Raw genomic sequence first — 24,350 nt, forward strand, 5'->3', positions numbered from 1 at the left:
GTTTCATGCAATGGCTATGTTTAATAGCGTTGCCGGGAGGTACCGGTGTCTTTTTTCTCTTTTTCCATCCTGTCCCTGGCCTGCTTTGCATTAATATTAGTCTTCAATTCTTTTTGCTGCTGCCAGATCCGTATCTGCTGATCCTTGCTGAGAATAGTACCATCTGGTTGCACATAGGGGAGTACCTGCCTTCGCCACCATTGGTATTTTTTATATTCAAATGCATATTGCTGCCCTTCTTTTCTTTCTTCAGATGCTTTTCGTTTAAACAAGCCAAGGAAGCCGCGCTTTCTTTCCGAGTTATTTTTTACATCCAGTATTTCATCTTCTTCTACGGGCAATTCCTTTCCTCTCCAGTAATCATTAAAAGATTTTTCAATGACGAAAAAGTTGACGTTCGGATCATCCATCATGGTAATCCATTCGGGAGCTTTGGTACTTTGGCGAGCATGTTGTTGCGCGGGTGATGCTATACCGGAAAGCAAAAGTGCCACCAGTAAAACATAGCGCCATAGCGGCCTTTTTACGGATTTTGTTTTCATTTGTATTGATTGTTGTGAGTGGATAAATACAATTTTCAAAAGGCCAGGAAATACCGGTCATCTTTTTCATAGATCACCGGCTCCAGCTGATAAACAGCTCTGATGTTTCTTGTTGTCAGTACTTCTTCCCGGCAGCCCTGTGCTATTAATTTCCCCTGGTGCAACAACAGGAGGTTGTCGGCAAACCTGGCGGCGATGTTAAGATCGTGTACTACGCCAACGACCAACAGGTTGGGTTGCTGCAATAACCGCTTCAACAACTCCATCAGCTGAAACTGGTAGTGCACATCCAGGAAAGTAAGTGGTTCATCGAGGAACAGGTAGCGACAGGTATCCGGAATAGGCTCCCATATCTGCGAGAGGATACGGGCAAAGTGTACCCGTTGTTTTTCTCCCCCGGACAAACTCATATAGTCCCGGTCGGCCAGTGCTTCGAGGTCGAAGAGTTGCATCGCTTCCCGGCAGTACTGTATATCCTTAGGGCCGGGGTTTTCCCGTACATGTGGGTATCTTCCCATGATTACCACCTCCCATACCTTTAGCGGGAACGACAATTCCTGGTGTTGGGAAAGCGACGCGCGTATACGCGCCAGCTCCCTGCATCCAAATGCAGCAATATTTTTATCAGCATACCGGATAGTACCGGAAGAAGGCGGGATTTGCCCGCCCATCGCTTTTAATAAAGTGGATTTTCCTGCGCCATTGGGACCTATTACGAGGTGCAGTTTGCCGGCATCCAGTTGCATATTGACAGATTGCAGCAATGGGCGCTTGCCGGCAACAAAGGTCAGATCAGATACTACCAACATCAGTAATAATATTTTTTTCTCCTTAAGAGATAAATGAAAACAGGTACACCGGTAACGGAAGTAACGATACCAATAGGCAGTTCAGCGGGGCGCAGCAGCACTCTCGCGGCAATATCGGCCAGGCTTAACAGGATGGCGCCTGCCAGTGCGCTGCCAATAAGCAGGTAGCGATTATCGGCTCCTTTCCATATCCGCATCAGGTGAGGAACTACCAATCCTACAAAACTGATCACACCAGCGAAAGAAGTGACCACGGCCACCATGATAACGTTGATCAACAGTATCTCTCTTTTGAGCCGTTGAACAGCCACACCTGCCAGCATGGCTTCATCTTCACCGAGTATCAGCAGGTTCAATTGTTTGGCATAAGAAAGTGCGCGCCAGCAGCAGATTACAAGCACTATCGCAGTAATTGTTACTGCATGCCAATTTGCGCCGGAGAGGGTACCCAAGTTCCAGAAAGTAATGGAGCGGGCCTGCGGATCGCGGGCTAAGTAAGAAAGAAAACCGGTGCCGCTCAGGAATAATGCATTCACCGCAATTCCCATCAGCAACAGCGTTCCGATGGCTGCTTTCCCTGTCTGCTTTTTTTCTGATAAACCCAGCACCAGGAAAGTGGCTACCAGCGCGCCAACAGCCGCTGCAATGGGCAGCGTCCATTCTCCGGCATTAAAATGAAGGGATGCCCCCAATACGAAATAAAGCGCTGCTCCAAAAGCAGCGCCACTGGAAGTGCCTATCAGCCCTGGTTCCACAATGGGGTTTCTGAAAAGCGCTTGCAGCAACACCCCACCTACAGACAACGCCGATCCGGCCAGCAAACAGAAAAGCACCCTCGGTAAACGTATCTCCATAAAAATGCGTTCATGTAAGGAGAGATCGCTATGCCCTGAGATGGTTTTACTCATAGCATCCACTATTTCAGCGGTACTGATATTAATAGCGCCATAACAGGCAGATAATAATGCCGTTACTATCAATAACGCTATCAGAACCGGGTACACGCCTTGATATTGTTTATTTACCTGCATGTATCAGTTTTTGAAAACCTTGCACATTGGCGCCTGTACGTGGACCGAGGTATACAATGTCGTGTTCTTCTATCCTGTAGATGCGATGATGCAATGCTGCTTTGGTGCCCGAAACGCCTGGCAGTTCTTTTATTTTTTCGAAAGTTCCCAGCCTGTCATAACCGAAGTCGGTGAGTAGTATAACATCAGGATCAGCCTGCGCAATGAGCTCTGCTGATACCTGTTGCATGCCTTTGTCGCCATCGATGGGAATACGTCCGCCAGCCCATCCTATCAGTTGAGCAGCCGTGCTTTTTTGGGTAAGCGCCAGGTAGATATTCATGGCGCGTCCGAAATGAATAATGACTACTTTGGGGGTATCCGTATATTGATGCGCGTTGGTTAATGCCTGGTTCATTTCCGCATCCAGCTTTTTACAGAGGCTGTCGGCCTTTGGTTCCTTGTGGAAATAAGCACCCAGCTGCTGTATCATGGCTTTGGTCTGCGCGATGGTGAATACGCTGTCCATAAAAGTTTTCATAGGGACTTTCATTTTTTCCAGTTGGCGCATTACATTCTCCGGCCCTATGTTATTGTCGTGTATCACCAGCGTTGGATTTTGCGCCAGTAGTCCTTCCGCACTTAAGGCCCGGTGATAACCTACAGTAGGTAATGCTTTGATAGCGGGAGGATAGGTGCTGGACAAGTCTACTGCTACCAGGTTCTTTTCTGCTCCCAGGGCATAAATCACTTCATTGTATTGTTTGGATAAACAAACAATGCGGGTGCTGTCGTTATGCTGTTGGGGCTGATGACCAAATCTTCCGCAGGAAGTGAGCAGTATCATCACCCATGGAAGGTGTATATTTTTTTTCATGACTAGAATTTATAGTTGAGATTAAACCCGCCATACCAGGTGGCTTTATAAGGACCGGGTAAATAGATATTGGGCGCCGCGCCGCTGAAGTTGGCATTCAAGAATACCATGGTGTAGTATCGGCTGCCAGTGAGGTTGTTGCCGCCAGCAAATACATCCAGCTGAAAATGCTGGCCGATAGCATGACGGTAACCCAGTTTGGCCTGCAATAGCGTATAGGCGTCTGCATAATGCCGGTTGTCGTAAGTAATTGGCATCTTGTCTACGAACTGCCAGGTGGTGTTCAGGTAAACGCCCCATTTGGAGATGAAGTCTACCCCTGCGTTCAGGAGTTGAGGAGGTACACCGGAAGCCTTATTGCCGCTGTAGTCAATAGTTTTGGTATTGTTGTTATTATCGCTCCGGAACTGTTTGTAGATGAAGCTGGAATATGTATAACTTACAAATGGCCGTATGAGGGAGAATATCTTCGGTTGTACGGGCTGTATCGTATAGGCTGCTTCCGCTTCGATGCCACGGTTTTGCTGCCCGCCGGCATTAGTGGTCATGGTATACAGGACGGTGCCGGTATTGTCCGTTACTGCCTGTGAGGTCAGCTTATCTGTTATTTCCATATCAAATACAGCTACCTGGAATGATAGTTTTTTTTGCAACAGGGTGCCTTTGGCGCCCGCTTCGTATTGTATGGATTTTTCGGGCCGCAGGCCTGTGTTCACCTGGCTGATCTGCGGAATAACGACCTGCCCGGATGTAGGCGGGGAGTAACCTTTGCTGATACCGGCATATACCGACACCTTTTCATTCAGCGATTTCAGTACACTGAGCTGCGGCGTGAGCACGGGGGTAAATGTTTTATGGCCCGACTGGTCCTTATGTGCAGGATTGGCGCTATTGGTGAGGCGGTCGGTGATGCCGTATTCAATGTAGTTATTGCCTACGCCGGCGGTAACTATAAATCCCTGCGGCAGTTTCAATTCCCATTGTGTGAAAATGTTGTATTGCATGGCCGACAATTCGATGTCTCCTGTGAGTGCGCCGGTGATATTATTAGACAGCCCGTAGCTTTTTTTGAAGGAGTTAGTTTTCTGAAGCTCAGCGCCTATGGCGCCACTCAGGGTAATAGTTTTGCCGGTGAAATTGAGTCCGAATGCTGTGCGGGCGCCAATGTTCTGCGACAGGTTGCTGGATAGTCCAACTGCAAAAGCCTGCGATTGTTTATACCCTGTAAACCAGGCGCTGGTTTGGTTATTAACATGTGTGGAGAATTGATAGTTGTGAGAGAGCCCGGCGCGATAGGATTCGAAGGCGACATAGCCTTTATTTTTCAGGTAAGGTACTTCCCCGGTATCTTTTCGCTGTGCAAACTGTATGCTATCCAGTTGCCCTGCCAGCTGGTCGTTGGAATTGTTGTAGGCCGCGTACACAGAGAATGTTTGTCTATCATTACTATGAAAATCGCCGATAAAGGAAACAAAGTCTTTCTTAGAGCCGCTTTGAATGCGGTAGCTGTCGTAATTCTGATGGCCATAGTTGAGCATTACCGCTGATTTTTCATCAGCATATTCTACCCGGGTATTGGTTCTAAACAGGCCATAACTCCCAGCTAGCGCTTCCTGTGAGATGCGGGTGCCATAGGTGGCAGGCTTCAGGGTATACATTTTCAATACGCCACCAATACCGCTGCCGTACAAACTGGAGGCAGGCCCTTTAATAACTTCTACTTTCCCCAGTATGGAGAAATCAATATCATCCAGTATGGTGGTACCTTCTGCATCGGTAACGGGAATGCCATTCAGGTAAGCCTTATAGCCGGTGCCATTAAAATTGGTGCTGTTACCATATCCACGGATGGTAATACGCTGGCCGCCAGACATAGTTCTTTTTTCCATGCGTACACCGGGTACGAGGTTCAGCGAGTTTTCGAGAAAGAGGCCATCGTTGCGGTGCAGGTCCTGATGGGTGAGTACGGCTACCGATTTAGGCTGTTGCAGGTTTATGCCAGACTTGCCGGCATACACCTTTACTTCATTCAGGTTGTACGATGCAGCGGTAAGCCCGATCATCAGTTGTGTACTGCTATTTTTAACGGTAATCGTTTGGGATTCATATCCCATGGCGGTTATCGTCACTGTGCAGTTGGAACAGTCTACGGCGAAGCGGCCGCTGATATCTGTGGAAGACAAAAGTTTACCATTGGAATACAGGCCAGCGCCTTTAATGGGCGTTTGTGTGTACAGATCATATACGCTACCATGTGTTGGTTGCTGGGCATAGCTATGGAGGGACCATACTGTTGCCAGTAAGGAATAGACCAGGATTTTCATCAGGGTGTTAATTTGGGTTTTGAAAGAAATTTAACGTGTATACAATGCCGTTAGGCATAGCCACGCTATAGCCGGGGAGTAAATTTTTTCATTGTTTATATGTGATTTGGTTAATTACATGGATAACAAAATTAAAAGTTGATAAAGGCAACTTGTATCAGTTCATTTGTTCACAGTAAAAATCAAGTTCACAGAGCCTTTTGGTTTACAGAAATATCTTACTGTGCGCTGGCACGTCACAATTACATTAGTGCTCAAGGTTCTCTTCTCGTTGTGCTGATGTGTCTGGCCTGTTATAGGGTTACTTTTCCCGTGGTACTCAGGTATTTTAAACAGGATTTTTTGTTGATTGCTTACATTCGTTTCAGAAATTGGTCGTTCGTATCTAGATAAAGTTAATAAAAAAAGTTATCTGAATATCCTCTTTTTTCCTTTGTTTATTTTTTATGACAATAATGCGCGGTTTTGAAAAAGCGATTATCATATAAATGTAATCGACTGTAAGGAGTGGCCCGGATACATGACAGTACAGGATAGTTGTACAGTCATTTCTTTCTAACTTGGGTTAGCATACAGATACGGCTATAGAAGACCTCCGATTTTTCTCTTTGTTATCAACATACTGATATAATATCCCGGCGATTCATATTTCACGTTCATAAATTCCGTCTTATGAGACTTTACGCAGTTTTTTTTATGGCCGCTGTTGTTGCGTTTTTCGGATGCGAGAAAGCGGCATTGCAGCGGATAGCCGCCCCGCAGGCAATGACAACCCAACAAGTGGTTGTATTTGAAAGCACAGATATTCCGGTAACGAGCGTTGCGGCATCATCGGCCTTATGGCCGGTGGCCGCATTGAAAGACAGCAATGATGCTACCATATGGAGTTCCGTCACGCACAGCAGCGCAGGGGTAACCGAATGGGCAGCCTATTGGTTTAATGGCCTTGATAGCGTGAACTACATAAAGATGCTTCCCCGCTATGGTAGCACAGGCGCCCTTGGATTTCCGGTCAGCTTCAGTATTTATACTTCCAATGGAAGCAACTGGGTACTTGCCGCTACTGATACTGCCTTTCCCACACCCCAGAAGGGATGGGTAATATTGCAGTTGCCATCTGCTGTTTATACCAATGGTATTCAGATCGTTGCTACAACATTAGGGAAGGACGATGTAAACAATTATGTATTCCAGCTCGCGGAAGTGGGAGCCGGCTATGATGCGAATTTTGATCATTTTAAACTCATAGGGAATAACAATGTTTATCAACAGAATGAGATCAGGAACATCGGCTCAGGTACTTTCAATCCTGGTAAAATGGCCAATTGGAATTATGACGAACGGAATCCTGTTATAATAGCGCAGCCCGGTGGAAACAGCAACATATATGCACCCAGTATCCAGGCCAACGGGGGCGCATGGAATGTTTATTTTGGCGGCTGGGATGGAACAACCGATGGCCACGATCGCATATCAGTTACGGTTACTAACGATAACTTCCTTACGTTTAATCCGCATGTATTGGTGATCGATAAAGGAGTAATGACGCATATGAATAATGAAACGGTGGTCAAAACGGCGGATGGTATCTGGCGTATGTTTTATACCACTTACGGCGGCTCGCCGGCGATCAATAAACCAGGCTATGCCACTTCCACTAACGGGGTAAACTGGGTGCCCTCTTCGGGTAATGCATCTTACCTGCTTAATATGAACGGTTACGCCAACTGGAGCAATGCCGATGTAAATGGTTCTAATGTGCTTTATTATGAAGGGGGAACCTACCATCTTTACTTTAACGACTTTAATTATACCAGCACCGGTCACGCCTTTGCAGTTCATCATGCTACCAGTACAGATATGGTGAACTTTTCCTATACCGGTGATGTGTTAAACGAAGGTTTGGTAGCGCAGGATGTCAAGAAATTCACTTACAACAACAGCAGCTATTACCTGATGGCGATGCATATTAACAGCAACCAGTTGAGATACAGTATTGGTACAAGCCCCACAAATTTTGCCGCCAGCCAGCAGCTTACTACCAATCTCGGTTCGGCAGACCAGTATATCACCGCTGCAGGGTTCGTGACCAAAGACAATCGGCTGTATGGCGTATTGTATGGCGCCGGGCCGGTGTCTACACTTGATCATAATGCCATCCATGCAAAATGGATGCAGAAAAAAGTGCTTTTTATCAGTGATGCCACTGGGGCACAGTGGGGAGATATAGAAAGAGCCTATGGTCCCGACCGGATTAAGTTGTATATGAATACCAATATTGAGACCGGACATTTTTACGTGTATGATACAGATGGCTCAACCCTATTATACACCAGTCCCCGTGTAACGATGCGCTCAGGAGATATCTGGGAGTATCGCCCATAAACGTTAGCCTGGATAAGAAAACATCTTTCGATAATATCATAATGGATAGGGCAGTCCTGCCACGGGCTGCCCTATCCATTGCACCCCCGTGCTGAAATAGCATGAATATGCGAGGTCAGGATAGTACAGGTTGCCACGATGAATGCAAAGCGATATTTTATTAAACCAATTCTTTCATACTATGCACTATAACATCTTCCTCAGAAATATTTTTATGGGCTCCTTTTTATTTATTGCTTTGAGTGGAGCAACGGTAAATACCTATCATACTGCCGCTGAAGAAAATACGCCGCGGCCTTTGCCTGATACTACCGGCGGCGAAAACTACTACCGCGATCTCTATGCTGACACCTGGGTAGCGTCTGATGCGCTGGGGCGAACCATGCCCGGCATTCGCGAAGCCGGTCCTGTAAAGAAAGACCAGCGACGTGTAGTGGGCATGTTTTATATCACCTGGCATAGTGATGGTAACGCTAACGTAAAAAGCCCTTATACAGCCGATGTTACCAAAGTGCTTTCCGAAGATCCGGAAGCCCGTACCAACGCGCAACACCCGCTGTGGACATACGGCTCCTATCACTGGGGAGAGCCCGAGATGGGGTATTTTCTGAGTAAGGATGAATATGTAATCTGGAAAGATATGTCCATGTTGTCAGATGCCGGTGTAGACGTGTTGGTAATGGACGTTACCAATGCCGTGAGGTACTGGGATGAATGGGAAGTACTTTTTAATACGATGCAAAAAATGAAGGCAGCAGGAAATAAAGTACCAAAATTCTGCTTCTGGGCATTTAATGGCGACGTGATAACAGTTGTACAAGATCTTTACGACCGGATCTATAAAAACAATCGCTTTAGTGACCTGTGGTTTTATTGGGATGGTAAGCCATTATTACTATACAACGGCAACCCGGAATACGACGCCAACGGCAGAGGGGCAAAACAACCCAATCGCCATTATGATTCCACGGCCAAAACAAATGTAAACCATCCACATTACGGCGACCCTGATTATACCGATGTTTTTTATAAAGACTATACCAGGGAAGTGAAACATTTCTTTACCCTACGCGGCATGTGGTGGGGATATTACGAATGGGCGGGCAAACGCTTTATAGGCACGGAAGACAACTGGAGCTTTGGCTATGATCTCGGCAATGAAAAGGTGAGGGGCATGAATGCCGACAGTCTTGTATCGAGGCATAAAGGGATAAAAGAAGAAGCCGCTGTTACACCGGCACAACATCCTGCTTCCCTCATAGGTAAGTCATGGTCAAGAGCCAAAGGCGAACCACTGTTGAATCAATATGATCTTCCTGAACCCACCTACGTGCCCTGGCTGAAAAAGACAGTGAGTAACCCGGAAGGCTTTGGTATTTATTTCCAGGAGAGATGGGACGAAGCACTTAAAGCCGATCCCCAGTTCCTGTATATTAACGACTGGAATGAATGGACTGCCGGGAAATACCAGCCGGAAGGCGGAAAAACGACCTCTTTTATGCGGCGGAACAATGGATACTTCTTTGTAGACCAGTACAACGCCGAATTTAATCGCTCTATCCAACCCATGAAAGATGGGTATACGGACAACTATTATATGCAGATGGCACAAAATATCCGCCGCTACAAAGGCGTACGGCCCATCCCTGAGTTGAAAGGATTATCCAGGATAAAAATTGACGGAGGCTTTGCGGAATGGAAAAATATAAGGGTAGAATACCGGGATACAAAGGGAGATATTGTTCACCGGGATAACAAGGGGTATGGAGGTACCCACTACAAAGATACATCAGGGCGCAATGATATTATCGCCAGTAAGGTGATGGTAGACCGGGAAAGAGTTGCCTTCTATGTAGAAACCGCAGGAAAGCTCTCCTCCTATAAAGATAATAATTGGATGTTGTTGCTAATTGACGCCGATAACAACCCCCAAACTGGTTGGTATGGGTACGACTATCTTATCAACAAGCATATAAAGAGTGAAAGCATTACCACGTTGATGCATTATGATAACAATCATCAGTGGATGAAAGTGGCCGATTTACCTTACCGCTATGCCGGGAATCAATTAGAGCTGGCCATTCCCAGGAAATTGCTGGGGCTTGCGGGCGACAAACTTACATTTGATTTCAAATGGTGCGACAATGTCGCTGCCCTGCAAAATCCGATATCACTATGTACCAATGGAGATGCTGCGCCTAACCGGAGATTTAACTACCGTTGTGTATGGCATAAATAACCGCGGTACCAGATAGTGGATAAAAGAAGCCCGGCAATAACAACATTGCCGGGCATTTCATTTTGCCGTTTCGTCTATTCTCCACTGGCTTTCAGCGCATCTGTCCTGCTAATCCAGCCAACCTGGGTTTTGCCAGTTCTTACCGGTAAGCTGAAATACTTTATTTATTTCTGACTGGTCGATAGGATACATTAAAAACCTGTCTGAGGAGCAACCGCGCCCGGTGAACTTAAAGCGGGTATAGATGAGGTCTGTACCGCTTTTGGTAATGCGCATGCCCGTCACGAATTTATCTGTCTTATCCAGGATTTTCCAACGGCGCACATCGAAAAAGCGATGTTCTTCAAAGGCTAGTTCCACACTTCTTTCATTACGGTATTTTTTTTCGAAAGCTTCTTTAGACATACCTGCAGGAAATGCCGGCATGCCTGCCCTGCTGCGTATGGCGCTCACAGCATCTCTTGCGCTCATAGAGAAATTGCCGCTGGTTACCGCTACGTCGGGACCTACGGATTGATAGGCTGCTTCCGCGAAATTCAGGTACAACTCTGCCAGCCTGAATAAACGGATAGCGCCATCTGCATTGTTATTCTGATCTGATTTGAAATTATTGAATTTGCGGAGATAGTAGCCGGTACGGGTGTACTTCCGGTTGTTGGAAGAAATACCTTCTGCACCGTTCACAAATGTTTCCACTTTTTTGCCGGCGGGCTGGTCGAGGTAGCGCAATGCGCCATTGTAATAAATAGAAGCGTAGAAACGTGGGTCCCTGCCGGCATAAGGATTTTTAGGATCGTAACCGGCTGCCGGGTTGATAATAGGTTGTAACCTGTCGGCATCTGAATAGCCCAGGAAGGCGGGTTCTCCATTGGCCATTTCATACCGGTCTATCAATTCCTGGGTAGGACAGGGACCAGCCTTCTCCATCCCTCCTGTGCCGGGCATGCCGGCGTACTTCCATACTTGCATGGGTACGCCCACCTGCAAAATAGTTTCCTTATCCCTGGCACGCTGGTCATTGGAGGTGATGAAATGATACAATGCATATCCATTTTGTGCGATACCATCGTCGGGCGTTTCATTAAACAGCTGGTAGTCATTTGCCAGGCACTCCGATAACGCCTCGGCTGTAATAGTTTTCGCCTGCTCCCATGTATAGGTGCCGTCGGTCCATAAAGGGCTGGCGGCATAAGTAACAGCTTCCGATTTGATGGCATATGCCACTGCGCGCGACATAATACCGTATTGGTTATCATAGATGCCCCAGGGGAATCCGGTTCTCGTTGCCGGTACCATCAATGCGGTGTCGCAATCTTTCAGGATAAAGGTAACGATGGTGCTGAAGCTGGCCTTCGTATCTTTCGAGAAGTCATAATTCACCGGTAAAGGTTTATCAAACAAAGGCACGCCGCCATACCTTTTGATTAGCTGCAGGTAGTAGAGCGCCCGCAGCACATGTGCCTGTGCTATCCAGGAAGCTTTTTCTTCCGGTGAAGCAATTGTCTTTGAGGCGCCAATGTTGGCCAGGAAATAATTGCATTTGCGGATACCTTCATACAAACTTCCCCAAGGGCTGCCATCTTCCGAAATACTGGCATAGCTCTGCGCGGTAACGCTGCCAGAATACCAGTTGCTGTATTTGGAATTGGGCGTAATATCGTCCGCATCCTGCGCCTCATCGGTATAGGAAGCACGGTCCATATAAGGTGGGGGACAATACCCGTAACATGAATTCAGGTATCCTCTTACGCGGTCATAGTCATTAAATACCTCACTCATGGTGATACGGCCATCGCTTGGCAAATCAAGCTGCTTCTGACAGGAAGAAAGACCTGCTATAGCTAATAATAGGATGATATATTTTTTCATACCAGTAATGTTATGTTAGTTAAAAACCTACGCTCACGCCTACGTTATATACTTTGTAAACCGGGAAGGAAGTGTACCCGCCACCTTCCGGGCCGAAGTCGCCCGATTTCATATGGTGCCAGGTAAGGAGGTTCTGGCCACTTATCAATATCCGGATTTTATCCGCCGCAATACGCCGGGCAACAGATGCAGGTAATACATATGACAACTCAACATTTTTAAGCCGGATGTACGACCTGTTATAACTGAAGAAATCATTGGCTTCGTGATTTACCGTCTTTTGTAATGATAGTGCTGGATAGCTGATCACCTGGTGGTTATCATATCTTTCCTGGGTCCAGGCATTGGCATGTAATGCGCCAAACACGCCATCGTAGTCGGTTTCGTATACTCCCTGCCCACCGTAGATAGAAGAAAATTCACCTACTCCCTGGAACAGGAAGCTGAGGTCGAAAGCTTTGTAGCGCATACCACCATTGATAGCGTATGTTGTGCGCGGCAACATACCATTACCAATGGGGCCCTTATCCCGGTCGTCGATGATGTTATCCCCATTCAGATCACGGTACTTCAGGTCGCCTACACGGGGAGTACCCATGCCATAAGTCAGACCGCTCTTTTCAATTTCGTCTTTTGAGTTAAAGAAGCCATTGCCGTTACGATAGTCCACCAGGTAGCCGAATTCCTGGCCGAAAGAATATCCTTCTTCTCTTTTTACATAAGCATAGTCCGCTGTTCTTACCGCTTCATTCCAGCTGATGATGGTGTTTTTCTGGTAGCTCAGCATGGCACCCAAGGATATTGTCAGATGGCGATTGATGTTTTTAATATAGTTCGCTGTTATTTCATAACCTTTATTTTCAAAGATGCCGGAATTCGTCTGGGGATAGTTATCCAGCGGGATGCCCTGGTAGAGCGGGATCTTGGAAGAAGCGCCTACCACCATGTTCTCCATCCTTTCTTTAAATACATCGAGGGTAATAGTTAACGCATGAAATAGTCCAAGGTCGATTCCGGCATTTTGTTTTGTAGAAATTTCTGCCTGTATTGACGGGTTACCCACTTGATTTTCTTTCACGAGGTACTGCAGGTACCCGATAGGACCGCCACCACTCATCGTTACATTATCCAGGTAGGCAAACCGGGCCAGGCCGCTTTGGTCATTGCCGGTTTTGCCCCAGGAAGCGCGTACTTTCAATTGGCTCAGCCAGGAGAGGCCTTTCATAAAATGTTCATTAGAGAGTTCCCATCCTGCTGAAATGGCAGGTGTAGCTATATAGCGGCTGTTCCTGGCATATTGCTCAGAACCGGAATAACCTGCATCTAGTTTTATGAAGTACCTGTTGTCATATGCATAGGCTACTTCCGCACCCGAGCTCACCCTGTTATAGGGTAGCAACGCAGGAGAGCTCACGTCGGCTTTCGTTAGGTTCTGATAAAACATATACCCCAATCCGCTGATGCTATGTTTATTAAATTGCCGCTTATAATTGAGCATAGCATTGTAAGTAAGATGATAATAATAAGAGCTGCTCTTACTATAAGCCAGGGGCGTATTATTATCGCCTCCTTTTTTTACGAAAACCAGTGTGTCGGGATCATCCGTCCGGATCCAACGCTCATAGTTTTGCCTGGTAGCCAGGCTGCCAACGGCATTTGTCTGATAGGCGAAGGTTCCTGTTAAACTTAGTCCTTTGGTGAGAAAGCCGAGATCCACCTCCAGCCCTGCCTGAGAAGATATATTGGTAACAGTATGCCTGTAATAGCCGGAGCGGTTAAGCATACCATAGGTAGGCGCACCAATCCGCTCAGTAGTAATCACATTTCCATCGGGGGTAAGCGGTCCGTAGGTCGTAGGCGGCATCTGAAAAATGCTGCCATATATAGTCGCATTGCCGGAGCCGGGAGTACGTTCTCTTTTAATGTTGCCGCTTAAACGTAAGAATCCTTTAATATACTTATTGAGCGTCATATCCAGGTTGGTCCGGTAGTTTACCCATACATTGTTGGCGTTGGGATTATACTTGGTCTGATCCGTTTTAAACTGTCCACCCTGGTGCATTACATTGATATTGGAGAAGAACTGCACCCGGTCATTTCCTGCCGATAAGTTTACCGCCACGCGCTGCATAAAGGCAACGTCTTTCATGTATTGTTCATACCAATTATTATTAGGAAAGAGTTGTTTATCTGTTCCGCTGCGGTAACCTGCTATTTGTTTTTCAGAGAATAAATAATGATCACCCAGCCCGTCATTAAATGCGGCCTGGTTTCTCATGGTAGCATAGTCAGCGGAATTGTAGAAAGTGGGTTTGGTAGTTACCTGCTGGAAAGACTGGTCCATGCGGACGTTCACTTTCAGGTTGCCTTTCTGTCCCCTTTTTGTGGTAACCACTATAATGCCATTAGCGCCTTGTATGCCGTATAGTGCCTGTGTAGAGGCGTCTTTTAATATAGAGATGGATTCAATTTCACTGGCGGAAATGTATTCTAATGTCTGGTTGCTGTTGTAGGAGCAGATGATGCCATCGATGATTACCAGTGGGCCATTTTGACGGGCGGAGGAAATACCTCTTACAAAGAGGTTCGTATTGGCCCTGGATAATTCGGAGAACGTTTCCATGGTAGTTAGCCCAGCCAGGCGACCAGCCAGCGTTTGGGTGAGATTGGCTACCGGAGATCTTTCCAGTGTTTCGCCGCTAACGGTGGATACCGCCCCGGTTACTTCTCGGCGTAACTGGGTGCTGTACCCCAGCTGTATTATCTCATCCCGGTAATGTGCATCTCGTTGTAATGTAGTATCTGTTGCTATGGGGATAGTGCCCCGTTGCTGTGCCTGAAGCGTTGCTTCCTGCGAAGCAATGGAAACAATCGTAAAGGTGAGTATGATATGGGTGGTTAATTTAGCTCTCATGTTTTTGGTATTACAAGCATTTACAAAAGTGTTTACTACCAACCTGGGTTTTGCCAGTTATTACCGGTGATGGCCTGTAGACGGTTAGCCTCTTGCAGCGGAACTGGCAGGAGGAGAAATTTGTTGGTGTAATTCCTGCGCGCTGTTTCACGTACCGGCCGGCGTTTATAACTAAAAGTGCCATCGGGGTTGCGGGTAATTTCCATGGCGGTAACCCACTTGTCTGTTTTGGAGAGATCTGCTGTTGGTGTACACCAGCGGCGCACATCAAAGTAGCGGTTTTCTTCCATAGCTAGTTCCACCCTGCGTTCACTGTATACGCGTTTAATCAGTGCTGCCTGGGATAAGCCTGCAGGCAGATCGGGCATGCCTGCCCGGGTTCTGATTTCATTAACAGCGGCCGTTGCTTCTTCGAGCTTGCCTGCTTCTGCAGCGGCTTCCGCAAAATTGAGGATCACTTCGCCCAAACGGAAAAGTTTGCAGTTGGCGCCACCTACCGGGTTATCATTGCCTGCATTGGGATGCTGGAATTTTCTTTCGAAGTACCCGGTGCGAGTAGCTTTTCTGACAGATGGATGAATACCTGTTTGCGGTTCGCCTACATAGGTAGCAATTACCCGTACCCTGTTGCCTATGCCGCCTGGATAATTTTCAAAGGATGCCGGCGTTTCATTGAATGTCCACCAGGCCTTCCTCTTAGAGCCATTGTAATAGATGGAGGCGTAAAAGCGCGGGTCCCGGTTTTCATAAGGCTTGTTTGGATTGTACAGGGTATTGGCAGTGTTGTAATTAGGTTGTGTATGTTTTTCATCTGCATAAGGATTATCTATGTCGAGCACAGACAGCCCATTACTTGTTTCGTAGGCATCCACCAGTTCCTGAGTAGGACAGGTACCTGATTTATAGCCATCCTGTGCTCCAATGCCATCAATATCCCAAATATTTCCCTGCCCGTCCCTGCTCTGGTAAATAGTTTCCTTATCGGTTGGATTGGAAGTGTATGCCATTGTTTGCGTGAAATACTCATTATAGAGGGCGGTGTGTACATCCTTATTAGGTCCAAGGTATGCTTCGTCAGCAAGATAGATCTGCGGCAGGTTTACTTTGTTGTATAATTGGTATCCATTTGCCCGGAGATGAGTGAGCGCTGCTTTGTTGATAGTATATGCTTCCTGCCAGTAATTTTTCCCTGCGTTATATAACGGGCTGGCTGCAAACAGGATCATCCGGGATTTTATGGCTTCTGCCATGGCTTTGTTGACTCTGCCGGCTTCTCCATCTGTAGTAATCCTCCAGGGTAGTTCCGCTGTTGCGAGCGCAGCATCACAATCTTCAATAATAAATTTCACCACATCGTAATAACTTGCCCTGGTAATTTTGGAGAAATCGTCTGTAAAATTACGAGGCTCACGTTCTATTGGCACAGCGCCACCGTACCATCTTAGTAATTCCGCATAATAATAAGCCCTGAGTAAGTGGGCCTCTGCCCTCCACCGGTTACGATCGGCGGGGTTGGTAACATTGGCACTATCAATCCGGCTTATAAATACGGTGCAGTTACGGATAGCGTTCCAGTACCTGGCCCAGTAATCGCCGTTGCCCGCGTCTGCGCTGATATTAACAACGGGATGATTACCTGCGGAGGCATCCCCGTTGTACATGCGTCCTGCCATGATCCAGGGCTCTGCTTCTGCATCGGTGTCCCATGCTTCATCACTCCACACTACAGGACCTCGGCTCCAGAAGAAATATCTGGCGCCTTTTGCAGGCATATTATTATAACAGCTGTTTAAAAATGCGCCTACTTTGGTGTTATCTGCAAAAATGTCGTTCATTGAGATCTTACCGTCCGGCGCCATGTCCAGTGCTTTTTTGCAGGCGCCCACGGCCAATAACAGCAGTAGCAGCAAATATGTATATATCGTTTTCATAACTTCTTTATTGAGTGTTAGAATGTGGCGTTGAATCCGAAATTCATCATGCGGGTAACTGGATAGCCAATGCTGTTAGTCGATTCCGGATCAAGATGACCCATCTTCAGCTTATCCCAGGTAAGCAGGTTCTGTGCGCTGACGTATATCCGAACGGCTTTTATACTGGCTCTCTTTAACCAGCCCGGAGGAAGGGTATAGGCTAATTCTATATTTTTGAGACGGAGGAAAGACCTGTCCATGATGAAAAAATCATTCGCCGTATGATTGGTATTACTTCTTGTACTCAGCGCCGGATACGTAATTTTTTCCCCTTTCGCATATCGCTCTGCGGTCCATGCCGTTTTATGGTAATCGAAATAGGTACCCTGGATAATATATTCATACACCCCCTGGTTAGCGTAATTAGAAGAATACCTGCCTACACCCTGGAAGAAAATAGTGAGATCGACACCTTTGTAACCCAGCGCCAGCGTGGTACCGTAAACGATGCCCGGGATGCTGGTGTATTTGATTGGGGCCAGGTCTTTATCATCTACGATGCCATCGCCATTCAGATCAATGTATTTGAAATCACCTACCCTCGGGCTACCAAAGCCATAAGCGGTATGTGAAAGGTATTTATCCAGTTCTTCCTGCGAGTTAAAGTAGCCGTTCCCATTACTATAGTCAATCTTATATCCCCAGCTTTGACCCAATGAAAAGCCGGTTTGCCGGTACCTGTATGCATAGGCATCACTATTAATGGCTTCATCGATAAACTTCACCGTGTTGTGATTATATCCAAAGTTGCCCCTGAAATTGAGGTGCAGGTCCCTGGTGATACTTTTATTGTAGGTCAGTTCAATTTCAAATCCTTTATTATCCACCTGCCCCATATTAATCCTCGGGATTTTATCGAGTGGCACACCCTGTAGCTGTGGAATGGTACCACGGCTTATCAGGATATCCGAGCGGTTTTCAATGAAGTAATCAAAGGTAATTCCCAGGCTGCCCAGCAATTCGAGGTCCACGCCATAGTTTTGTTTTTTTGCCAGTTCCCAGGTAATGTTTGTATTCCCCAATAATCCCTGGTTGATCCCTTGTCCCATTCCTAAACTTCCCAATGGACCGCCACCCATGGTAATATCACTCAGGTAGAGGAAACGGGCATCTCCCATTTTATCATTTCCTACTTTACCATAGGAAGCCCTTAATTTCAGATTGGTCAGGAGCTGATTTCCTTTCAGGAATTTTTCATTACTCACCGCCCATCCGATGGATACGGCCGGGAAGAAGCCGTAGCGTTTGCCGGGAGCAAATTGCTCTGAACCATTATAACCCATGTTTACTTCTGCCAGGTACCTGTTATCATATCCATAGGTAGCCCTGGCGGCTACGCCTACCACGTTAAAAGGTATTTCTCCGGATGGCGATTCCCAGTAATCGCGTTGTGCCAGCACCATACCGCCCACATCGTGTTTACCCCCAAAGGTCCTGTTATAGTTGATCCCACCCTGGAGATTGATGTTATACCGGGAATCGGCCCCTTTGACCAGGGAGAGCCGGTTTTCACCAGATCGTTTTAAGGCATAGCTTAATTCATTTGTCTGGTAGTTGACCTGGGCCAGGTACAGTTGTTCTGTTTTGTAGCCCTGCATGGCAGTTGTTGCCTTGGAGTCGTAGGAAATCATGCCTTTCAGGCTGAGTCCTTTGGTGACTGTTTTGCTGAGGTCCCACTCCAGGCCCAGTGTGCTGTTAAGGTTGGACCTTACTTCATTCCGGTAGCCGAACCGGTTCATAATTTCAAATGCAGAGCGGTCCATGTAGCCAGGATCTACGATCTTTCCGGCGGGTACGCCAAATCCATCTATTGTAGTAGGACCGGGGGTAATAGGCAGAATGGTTTGCGCCTGGTAAATAAGATCTGTGATCATCCAATCGGTGGAACTGCCGGGATATAAGCCTGCGGAAGGCATATTCACCCGTTCTATATAGGTGCCGATATTTAAGAATGCTTTGAGGGAGCGCGTTATTTTGTAATCGAGGTTAGATCTGAAGCTATAGCGATCCAGTTTGGAGGAAGGGTCATATCCGAGCTGTGATTTGGGTTCTGTTTTAAGGTTGCCACCCTGGTGAAGGTAAGTGGCATTGGCAAAATAAGCCACTTTATCAGTACCTCCGTTAAGACTTACATTCACGCGTGTTTGCGGCGAGTACCTGGAAATATATTCACGGTAGTAGTCATGATCCGGATAAATATAGTTCCGGATCCTGACTTTATTGGCATAATCCGGATCTCTAGGGTCCAGTCCTGCTAAAGGGTTGGCGTATTTATCTATTATTTCCTGCGGGAAAGGAGGGGTAGTGATGCCATCATTTTTTGCGGCCTCATTGCGTAGCGCCATGTATTCAACGGAGTGTAGTCGCTCCGGCTCCCTGGTAAAGGAGGAGTAACTCTGATCCACGCTGATGTTCAGTTCTGCTTTGCCGGGCTGCCCTCTCCTGGTGGTAATGAGTATCACGCCGTTGGCACCGCGTACGCCAAATACGGCCGTAGCGGAAGCATCTTTTAATACGGTTACAGAGGCTACTTCATTAGGGTCTATTGTACGGATATTATCACGGGGTACTCCGTCTATCAGGATAAGTGGATTGGTGCCATTGGTGGTAGCGGCGCCCCGCAGGTACATGGTGGCATCGTCGCGTCCTGGTTGTCCTCCGCCCGACTGTATAGCGGTGAGGCCGGGCAAGCGGCCCGACAATGCATTTGCGAGACTGGCGGAGGAACTTTGTCTGATGTCTTTGGTTTGTACAGAAGACACCGCGCCGGTAACAGAAATCTTTTTCTGTTGCCCGTAGCCGACGACGACCACTTCATTTAATTTTTCATTCGATGCGGCCAGCTGTACGTACAGATGTGGATTGTTGTTTACCATTATGATTTTCCGGTTATAGCCCATGTAACTAAAAACCAGGATGGCATCGGGCGCGGCATCTATGGTAAACCGGCCCTCTCCGTTTGTTTGGGTGCCTTTATCCACTCCCTGTACTTTCACGGTAACACCGGGCAGCGGACTGGCGCCTAAGGAATCTATGACAGTACCTGAAATTTTAATTTTGTCCTGGGCAAGAGTGGCAAATGAGCAGCAAACTCCCAGCAGGAGCAAGCATAAAGTTGCCCCGTGACGGTTAAAATTCTTTTTCATATCGTGGTCTTTTTAGACTTTTCTGCTAACTTGATTTTGGTTTGGTAAAACTTGATTCGGTGAGCCTGTTATCGATGGATCTATTGCTATTCTTTAAAAAAATAGTTGAAACGGCCGGCGGGCGCCACATCTCCGTTTATAAGGAAGTCTATAATGTTTCCTTCCTGTTGCATATTATCCGACCATTTAAACTCGAAGTCCAGCGGATTGTTCCCTGTTTGTAATAGTTTGCGGGGTATGCGTATTTCCAGCTGGTTACCGGCATAGCGATAATCCACTGCTGCTACTGTTTCCCAGTTCCAGCCATGTAGAGACCTTTCTAAAACGGCTTTGGCGCCGGGAGATTTCCGGTTGATCACATAGTCGTATCCTTCCCAGCCGGATTGTTTGTTACGGTCTGTATCAATAAATAATCTCATCCAGGCAGGGTCGTTGGGAGAGGTCAGTTTGTCTGCCGTTTCCACCAAGAAGTATACATACTTTTTGTCGCGGGCCACTTTGGTGGTTACAATATCATTACGACCGGAAGTATTGGTATAATGTGTACCGGGGTAGCCATCGGCATCGCGATGCAGCGTACTCCCGCGGTGTGCTTTATAGATAGGGCGTATATCGGTCCAGTCAGTGAATTTGCCATCGATCTGTATTGTTTTTTCGGAAGATATTTTTCCGGGGGCGGGCATGCCTTTGAAGCGGCGAATATTGGCCACCAGCTGATAATAGTAGTTGTCGTTATGGCCTCCCTTCATGGGCTCAATATCGCGGCTGTTCTCTGTATCAAATTCGTCGGGGAAAGCATTGGGCTGACCGCACCATGTTTCATAACGACCGGCAATCCATTCGTTCCATCCTGTTACGAAGGCCAGTTCTACATTTTGTGTTAGTACATAGTCCCATTGTTCCTGGAAGTTCAGCCCATACTGATGAGCATCCGGCCGGGGATCATGGCCATTTTTATCTGTATAGCTTCTGCCAAAAGCGCCCTTGGCATTCATAGGGTTTAAACCGTTGGCCTTCGTCCAGTTTTGGGAAACACCTACAGTCATCTGCTCAAAACTACCATCCGGATTCTTCGCAAATCCGTGTTGTGGGTATATCTCCAGCCAACCCCATTGGTCGTTCCGTTGAGGCCCTTTATTATATACCGGTTGCCCGGGCCGGAAAGTGAAGAAGTTTTTTATCTCTTCACTGATATTATCCGGATAGGCCATGATGAGCGGCTTTCCCTTCCATTGAAACCATAGGTCTTTGTACAGACCTGGTTTATACAGGTCATTGTATACCTGGTTAATCGCGCTTTTACTATCATTGCTGGCGCCGAATCCCATCATAAAAGCGATTTGCGGTGTGCGGATACCATTTTTCCGCGCTTCTGTAAACACCTCACATAACTTCATGTAAGCCGATTTCCATACGATATCACCATTGGTACAGTCAAACATGATCATGTCTACACCAGCATCTGCGAGCATTTCTGCATGTTTCCATATCACCCATTTATCCAGGCTGGTATAGTAGCCAAAGAGTGGTTCATTCCAGAAATTCATGATGTTTTTTGGCCAGGCCGGGTGATGGAAATCATATAACGCCTCGGGGTGTTGTTGTAAGAAAACCGTGGTGTTATGAGGCCTTAAATTTTTGCTCTGGTCCTGGTGCCAGGTCCAGTAAAACATACCCACAAACCTGTCTTTTTTTTCATCACCTGCTTCCTCATAGGTGGGGAGTTTTCTGCCGAGTGCATCCGTGGCAGGCAATGTGGCGGAATAATTTGTCAGTAGCTGCTGTGCGGAGGCAATAGATGCCGGGGTAATCAGCAGCAGGGCGCCGCTGAAAAACTTTAGCAGAACATTTTTCATGATAGTGGAATTGATTTGGCTGATATTATCCGCTACATAATTACTCACTGTCCCACCGTAGCGTCATCAATATTAAGCGATAAAATCAATTCCGGCAACCTGCTCTATCCTGAACTATCCTGCACTATCCTGCGCTGTATGGGAAGTTATCTGACCAATAACATAACAGGCTAAGATGATGAAGGGCGGAGCGCGATGCTGGGATGGTTGATGGCTATTACTCCAACGGCAGTTTAACATAAAACGTGGTTCCTTTACCGGGGGAGCTTTCAAACCATATGGTGCCGCCGTGGGCCTCCGTAATTTGTTTGGAGATGGCCAATCCCATTCCAAAGGGCCGTTCGCCGCTGGTGCCGGTTCTTTTGGCTTCTGTAAAAAGATCAAAGATCTTGCTTTCGATGGCGGAAGGGATGCCGATGCCCTGGTCCTGCACGGAAACGGTAACGTGATCCGATTCGGTGCTGGTAGCAATATCTATGCTGCTATTGTGTGGACTAAATTTAATAGCATTCGAGAGCAGGTTGCTGAATACCCGCCATATTTTTTCCCGGTTGATATTAAGTGTCAGTTGCATGGTTTGCAGTTCAATATGCTGTTGTTTTTCCATCGCTTTGAGTCGCATCATGTCTACTGAATAGCGAAGCAACTCACTCAGATCTACGGGTTCTTTTTGCAGTTCATACTGTACGCTGTAGTACAGGAGATCGTTAATGAGGTTCAGCGAGCTATGTCCCGACGACTCAATCATCTTCAGCATGTTCCGGTCTTTTTCCTGGTGATGCTGATCGGTAAGCATAATGGCACAAAGGCCGGTAATAGCGCCTATTGGGTTTCTGAGGTCATGGGCCACTACTTTCATAATCCGTGTATTTTCTTCGTAACTCTGTTCCAGCGCTTTGAGTGTTTCTACAGTCTGATGGTTTTTTTCTTCTACCTGTTGGTTGAGGGTAATCAGTTCGGCTATATTCCTGCGGGAGCGTTGAAGATTTTTCCATAGTAAAAACAGGATCAGGATGGTTAATATAGAAAATATCGTGGCCGCCAAAAGATATACAGTTTTGAGCTGATTGTTTTTATGCAGAAGGGCTATCTGGTACTGCTGCCCGGCATCCCTGATACCTGCTTCCAGGTCAGCTTCTTTTAATCCGGCATTGACGTTATTGAGCGAGTCCCTGAGCTGGTAATAGCGCTGGCTGTAATGGTAGGCGCCGGCAAGATCACCGGTGGCTTCATCGTAGTGCCATTTTAATTCATGCCATCGTAACCGGATATTATCATTTAAGATGCTTTTGCCACGTTCAGAATGGATATCCTGCCCGACCTGGTCGAGTAATGCTGATGCTGCGGGGAGGCGGTGATTGTCGAGGTAAAGCCGGATCAATTTAATTTTGGCCGTTTGTGCATCTTCAACAGCGGCACCTGTGCGATCGTTAAGCCGGATGTCTTCTTTCAGATATTGTTCGGCCAGCTCAAAATTGCCTTTCCTGGCATAAGTTCCTCCAAGATTGCCGTATACAACTCCCAGGGCCGTTTCTGCGAAAAGCTTTTTATGAGGAAATTGAATAAGCGCTTCCTGGATAAATTGCTCTGCCTTTTTATAATAGAAGATGGCACTGTCTGGCATGTTTGCTTTTTCAAAACAGAGTGCGATAGCGTTCAAGGCTGACTGGGGGAAAAGAAAGCGGTTGTCGAAATCACGTAGGGCGCCGGCTTTACAGTGCTGGAATTCAGAAAAGGCCTGCTTGAAGTGAACAATCGCCTCCTGGTATTTTTCCTGGCCATATTCAGTAAGTCCGAGTTTACTGCTGAACCGTCCATAGTCGCAGGTATCCAGGTGCTGTTGTACAAATTGCCTGCCGCTGAAATAACTTTTATACGCCTGGGAGTATTGTTTATCTGCCATATCCAGGTCTCCTTTTGCATATAAAGTGCTGGCATACTCCATGGGATAAATCTTCTCTTTACCTTTTAGCACAAAAAACATGCTGTCCAGGTTAGTCTTTGCCAGGGGAATATTTTTTGTATAAAAGGTATACAGGTCAACCAGGTGGTTGTATTTTATCCAGAGATCATGAGGACCCGGTTCCTTAAGTCTTGCATATGCTGAATCCAGGAAATGTGGGATGTTGTTCATTTGTCCGCTGGTAAGCATGCTATCTGCCATCCAGGAAATAGGGTCAACAATCTGGGGATGATCGGGATTGTCTTTGGGTTGTTTACAGGAGGCCATCAAAAGGAAAAAAATCACCACCAGGCACGCAGACTGGCATTTAGAAGGTTTGGCGGATATGGCGCTCATATCTGGTACGGCCATTTGGAGTAAAATAAGTATAAAAATCGGGTTGATATATAAATATAACAAATGTTAGCTTTCCTAAGTTCACAATTTATGCGGAAAGCTGCGCT

At 46.8% G+C, this 24,350-nt stretch carries 13 protein-coding genes; 2 read left to right on the forward strand and 11 right to left on the reverse strand.

The window, feature by feature from the left end:
- Nucleotides 1–20 precede the first annotated feature (20 nt).
- The 5 genes from HGH90_RS14390 to HGH90_RS14410 are packed head-to-tail and all read right to left on the reverse strand — an operon-like array spanning nt 21 to nt 5,562.
- Nucleotides 21–542, reverse strand: coding sequence for a hypothetical protein (locus HGH90_RS14390; protein WP_168762095.1), 522 nt, complete (start codon nt 540–542; stop codon nt 21–23).
- 35 nt (nt 543–577) lie between these two features.
- Nucleotides 578–1,351, reverse strand: a complete 774-nt coding sequence (locus HGH90_RS14395) for a heme ABC transporter ATP-binding protein (RefSeq protein WP_168762096.1) — start codon at nt 1,349–1,351, stop codon at nt 578–580.
- Nucleotides 1,351–2,382, reverse strand: coding sequence for a FecCD family ABC transporter permease (locus HGH90_RS14400; RefSeq protein WP_168762097.1), 1,032 nt, complete (start codon nt 2,380–2,382; stop codon nt 1,351–1,353). Before HGH90_RS14400 ends, HGH90_RS14395 begins: the two co-directional genes overlap by 1 nt.
- A complete protein-coding gene (locus HGH90_RS14405; protein WP_168762098.1) occupies nt 2,369–3,238 on the reverse strand; it encodes a hemin ABC transporter substrate-binding protein in 870 nt (289 codons plus the stop codon). Before HGH90_RS14405 ends, HGH90_RS14400 begins: the two co-directional genes overlap by 14 nt.
- Nucleotides 3,239–3,240: 2 nt before the next feature.
- Nucleotides 3,241–5,562, reverse strand: coding sequence for a TonB-dependent receptor (locus tag HGH90_RS14410; RefSeq protein WP_169191374.1), 2,322 nt, complete (start codon nt 5,560–5,562; stop codon nt 3,241–3,243).
- 672 nt (nt 5,563–6,234) lie between these two features.
- On the opposite strand from HGH90_RS14410, the gene HGH90_RS14415 reads away from it, so the two are divergent.
- Both HGH90_RS14415 and HGH90_RS14420 read left to right on the forward strand, forming a co-directional pair.
- A complete protein-coding gene (locus tag HGH90_RS14415; protein ID WP_168762100.1) occupies nt 6,235–7,947 on the forward strand; it encodes a hypothetical protein in 1,713 nt (570 codons plus the stop codon).
- A gap of 181 nt (nt 7,948–8,128) precedes the next feature.
- Nucleotides 8,129–10,186, forward strand: coding sequence for a hypothetical protein (locus HGH90_RS14420; protein WP_168762101.1), 2,058 nt, complete (start codon nt 8,129–8,131; stop codon nt 10,184–10,186).
- Between the two features lie 108 nt (nt 10,187–10,294).
- On the opposite strand, the gene HGH90_RS14425 is transcribed toward HGH90_RS14420, so the two are convergent.
- The 6 genes from HGH90_RS14425 to HGH90_RS14450 all read right to left on the reverse strand — a co-directional run bounded on the left by HGH90_RS14425 (nt 10,295) and on the right by HGH90_RS14450 (nt 24,258).
- On the reverse strand, nt 10,295–12,055 hold the full coding sequence (locus HGH90_RS14425; protein ID WP_169191375.1) for a RagB/SusD family nutrient uptake outer membrane protein: 1,761 nt from the start codon (nt 12,053–12,055) through the stop codon (nt 10,295–10,297).
- A 19-nt stretch (nt 12,056–12,074) separates the two neighbouring features.
- Entirely contained in the window at nt 12,075–14,969 is a 2,895-nt protein-coding gene (locus HGH90_RS14430; RefSeq protein ID WP_169191376.1) for a SusC/RagA family TonB-linked outer membrane protein, read from the reverse strand.
- 35 nt (nt 14,970–15,004) lie between these two features.
- Nucleotides 15,005–16,900: a RagB/SusD family nutrient uptake outer membrane protein gene (locus tag HGH90_RS14435; RefSeq protein WP_168762104.1), complete on the reverse strand. Its 1,896-nt coding sequence runs from the start codon at nt 16,898–16,900 to the stop codon at nt 15,005–15,007.
- 17 nt (nt 16,901–16,917) lie between these two features.
- Complete coding sequence (locus HGH90_RS14440) at nt 16,918–20,088, reverse strand: SusC/RagA family TonB-linked outer membrane protein (RefSeq protein WP_169191377.1); 3,171 nt, start codon at nt 20,086–20,088, stop codon at nt 16,918–16,920.
- Between the two features lie 86 nt (nt 20,089–20,174).
- Complete coding sequence (locus HGH90_RS14445; RefSeq protein ID WP_169191378.1) at nt 20,175–21,944, reverse strand: hypothetical protein; 1,770 nt, start codon at nt 21,942–21,944, stop codon at nt 20,175–20,177.
- A gap of 217 nt (nt 21,945–22,161) precedes the next feature.
- Nucleotides 22,162–24,258, reverse strand: a complete 2,097-nt coding sequence (locus HGH90_RS14450) for a sensor histidine kinase (RefSeq protein WP_169191379.1) — start codon at nt 24,256–24,258, stop codon at nt 22,162–22,164.
- Nucleotides 24,259–24,350 lie beyond the last annotated feature (92 nt).

Source organism: Chitinophaga sp. Ak27 (assembly GCF_012726295.1).
Lineage (GTDB): Bacteria > Bacteroidota > Bacteroidia > Chitinophagales > Chitinophagaceae > Chitinophaga.

What these genes read in the sequence shown, in the direction of transcription:
- HGH90_RS14390 (WP_168762095.1), bottom strand. Translation starts at nt 542, where the DNA reads ATGAAAACAAAATCCGTAAAAAGGCCGCTATGGCGCTATGTTTTACTG.
- HGH90_RS14395 (WP_168762096.1), bottom strand. Translation starts at nt 1,351, where the DNA reads ATGTTGGTAGTATCTGATCTGACCTTTGTTGCCGGCAAGCGCCCATTG.
- HGH90_RS14400 (WP_168762097.1), bottom strand. Translation starts at nt 2,382, where the DNA reads ATGCAGGTAAATAAACAATATCAAGGCGTGTACCCGGTTCTGATAGCG.
- HGH90_RS14405 (WP_168762098.1), bottom strand. Translation starts at nt 3,238, where the DNA reads ATGAAAAAAAATATACACCTTCCATGGGTGATGATACTGCTCACTTCC.
- HGH90_RS14410 (WP_169191374.1), bottom strand. Translation starts at nt 5,562, where the DNA reads ATGAAAATCCTGGTCTATTCCTTACTGGCAACAGTATGGTCCCTCCAT.
- HGH90_RS14415 (WP_168762100.1), top strand. Translation starts at nt 6,235, where the DNA reads ATGAGACTTTACGCAGTTTTTTTTATGGCCGCTGTTGTTGCGTTTTTC.
- HGH90_RS14420 (WP_168762101.1), top strand. Translation starts at nt 8,129, where the DNA reads ATGCACTATAACATCTTCCTCAGAAATATTTTTATGGGCTCCTTTTTA.
- HGH90_RS14425 (WP_169191375.1), bottom strand. Translation starts at nt 12,055, where the DNA reads ATGAAAAAATATATCATCCTATTATTAGCTATAGCAGGTCTTTCTTCC.
- HGH90_RS14430 (WP_169191376.1), bottom strand. Translation starts at nt 14,969, where the DNA reads ATGAGAGCTAAATTAACCACCCATATCATACTCACCTTTACGATTGTT.
- HGH90_RS14435 (WP_168762104.1), bottom strand. Translation starts at nt 16,900, where the DNA reads ATGAAAACGATATATACATATTTGCTGCTACTGCTGTTATTGGCCGTG.
- HGH90_RS14440 (WP_169191377.1), bottom strand. Translation starts at nt 20,088, where the DNA reads ATGAAAAAGAATTTTAACCGTCACGGGGCAACTTTATGCTTGCTCCTG.
- HGH90_RS14445 (WP_169191378.1), bottom strand. Translation starts at nt 21,944, where the DNA reads ATGAAAAATGTTCTGCTAAAGTTTTTCAGCGGCGCCCTGCTGCTGATT.
- HGH90_RS14450 (WP_169191379.1), bottom strand. Translation starts at nt 24,258, where the DNA reads ATGGCCGTACCAGATATGAGCGCCATATCCGCCAAACCTTCTAAATGC.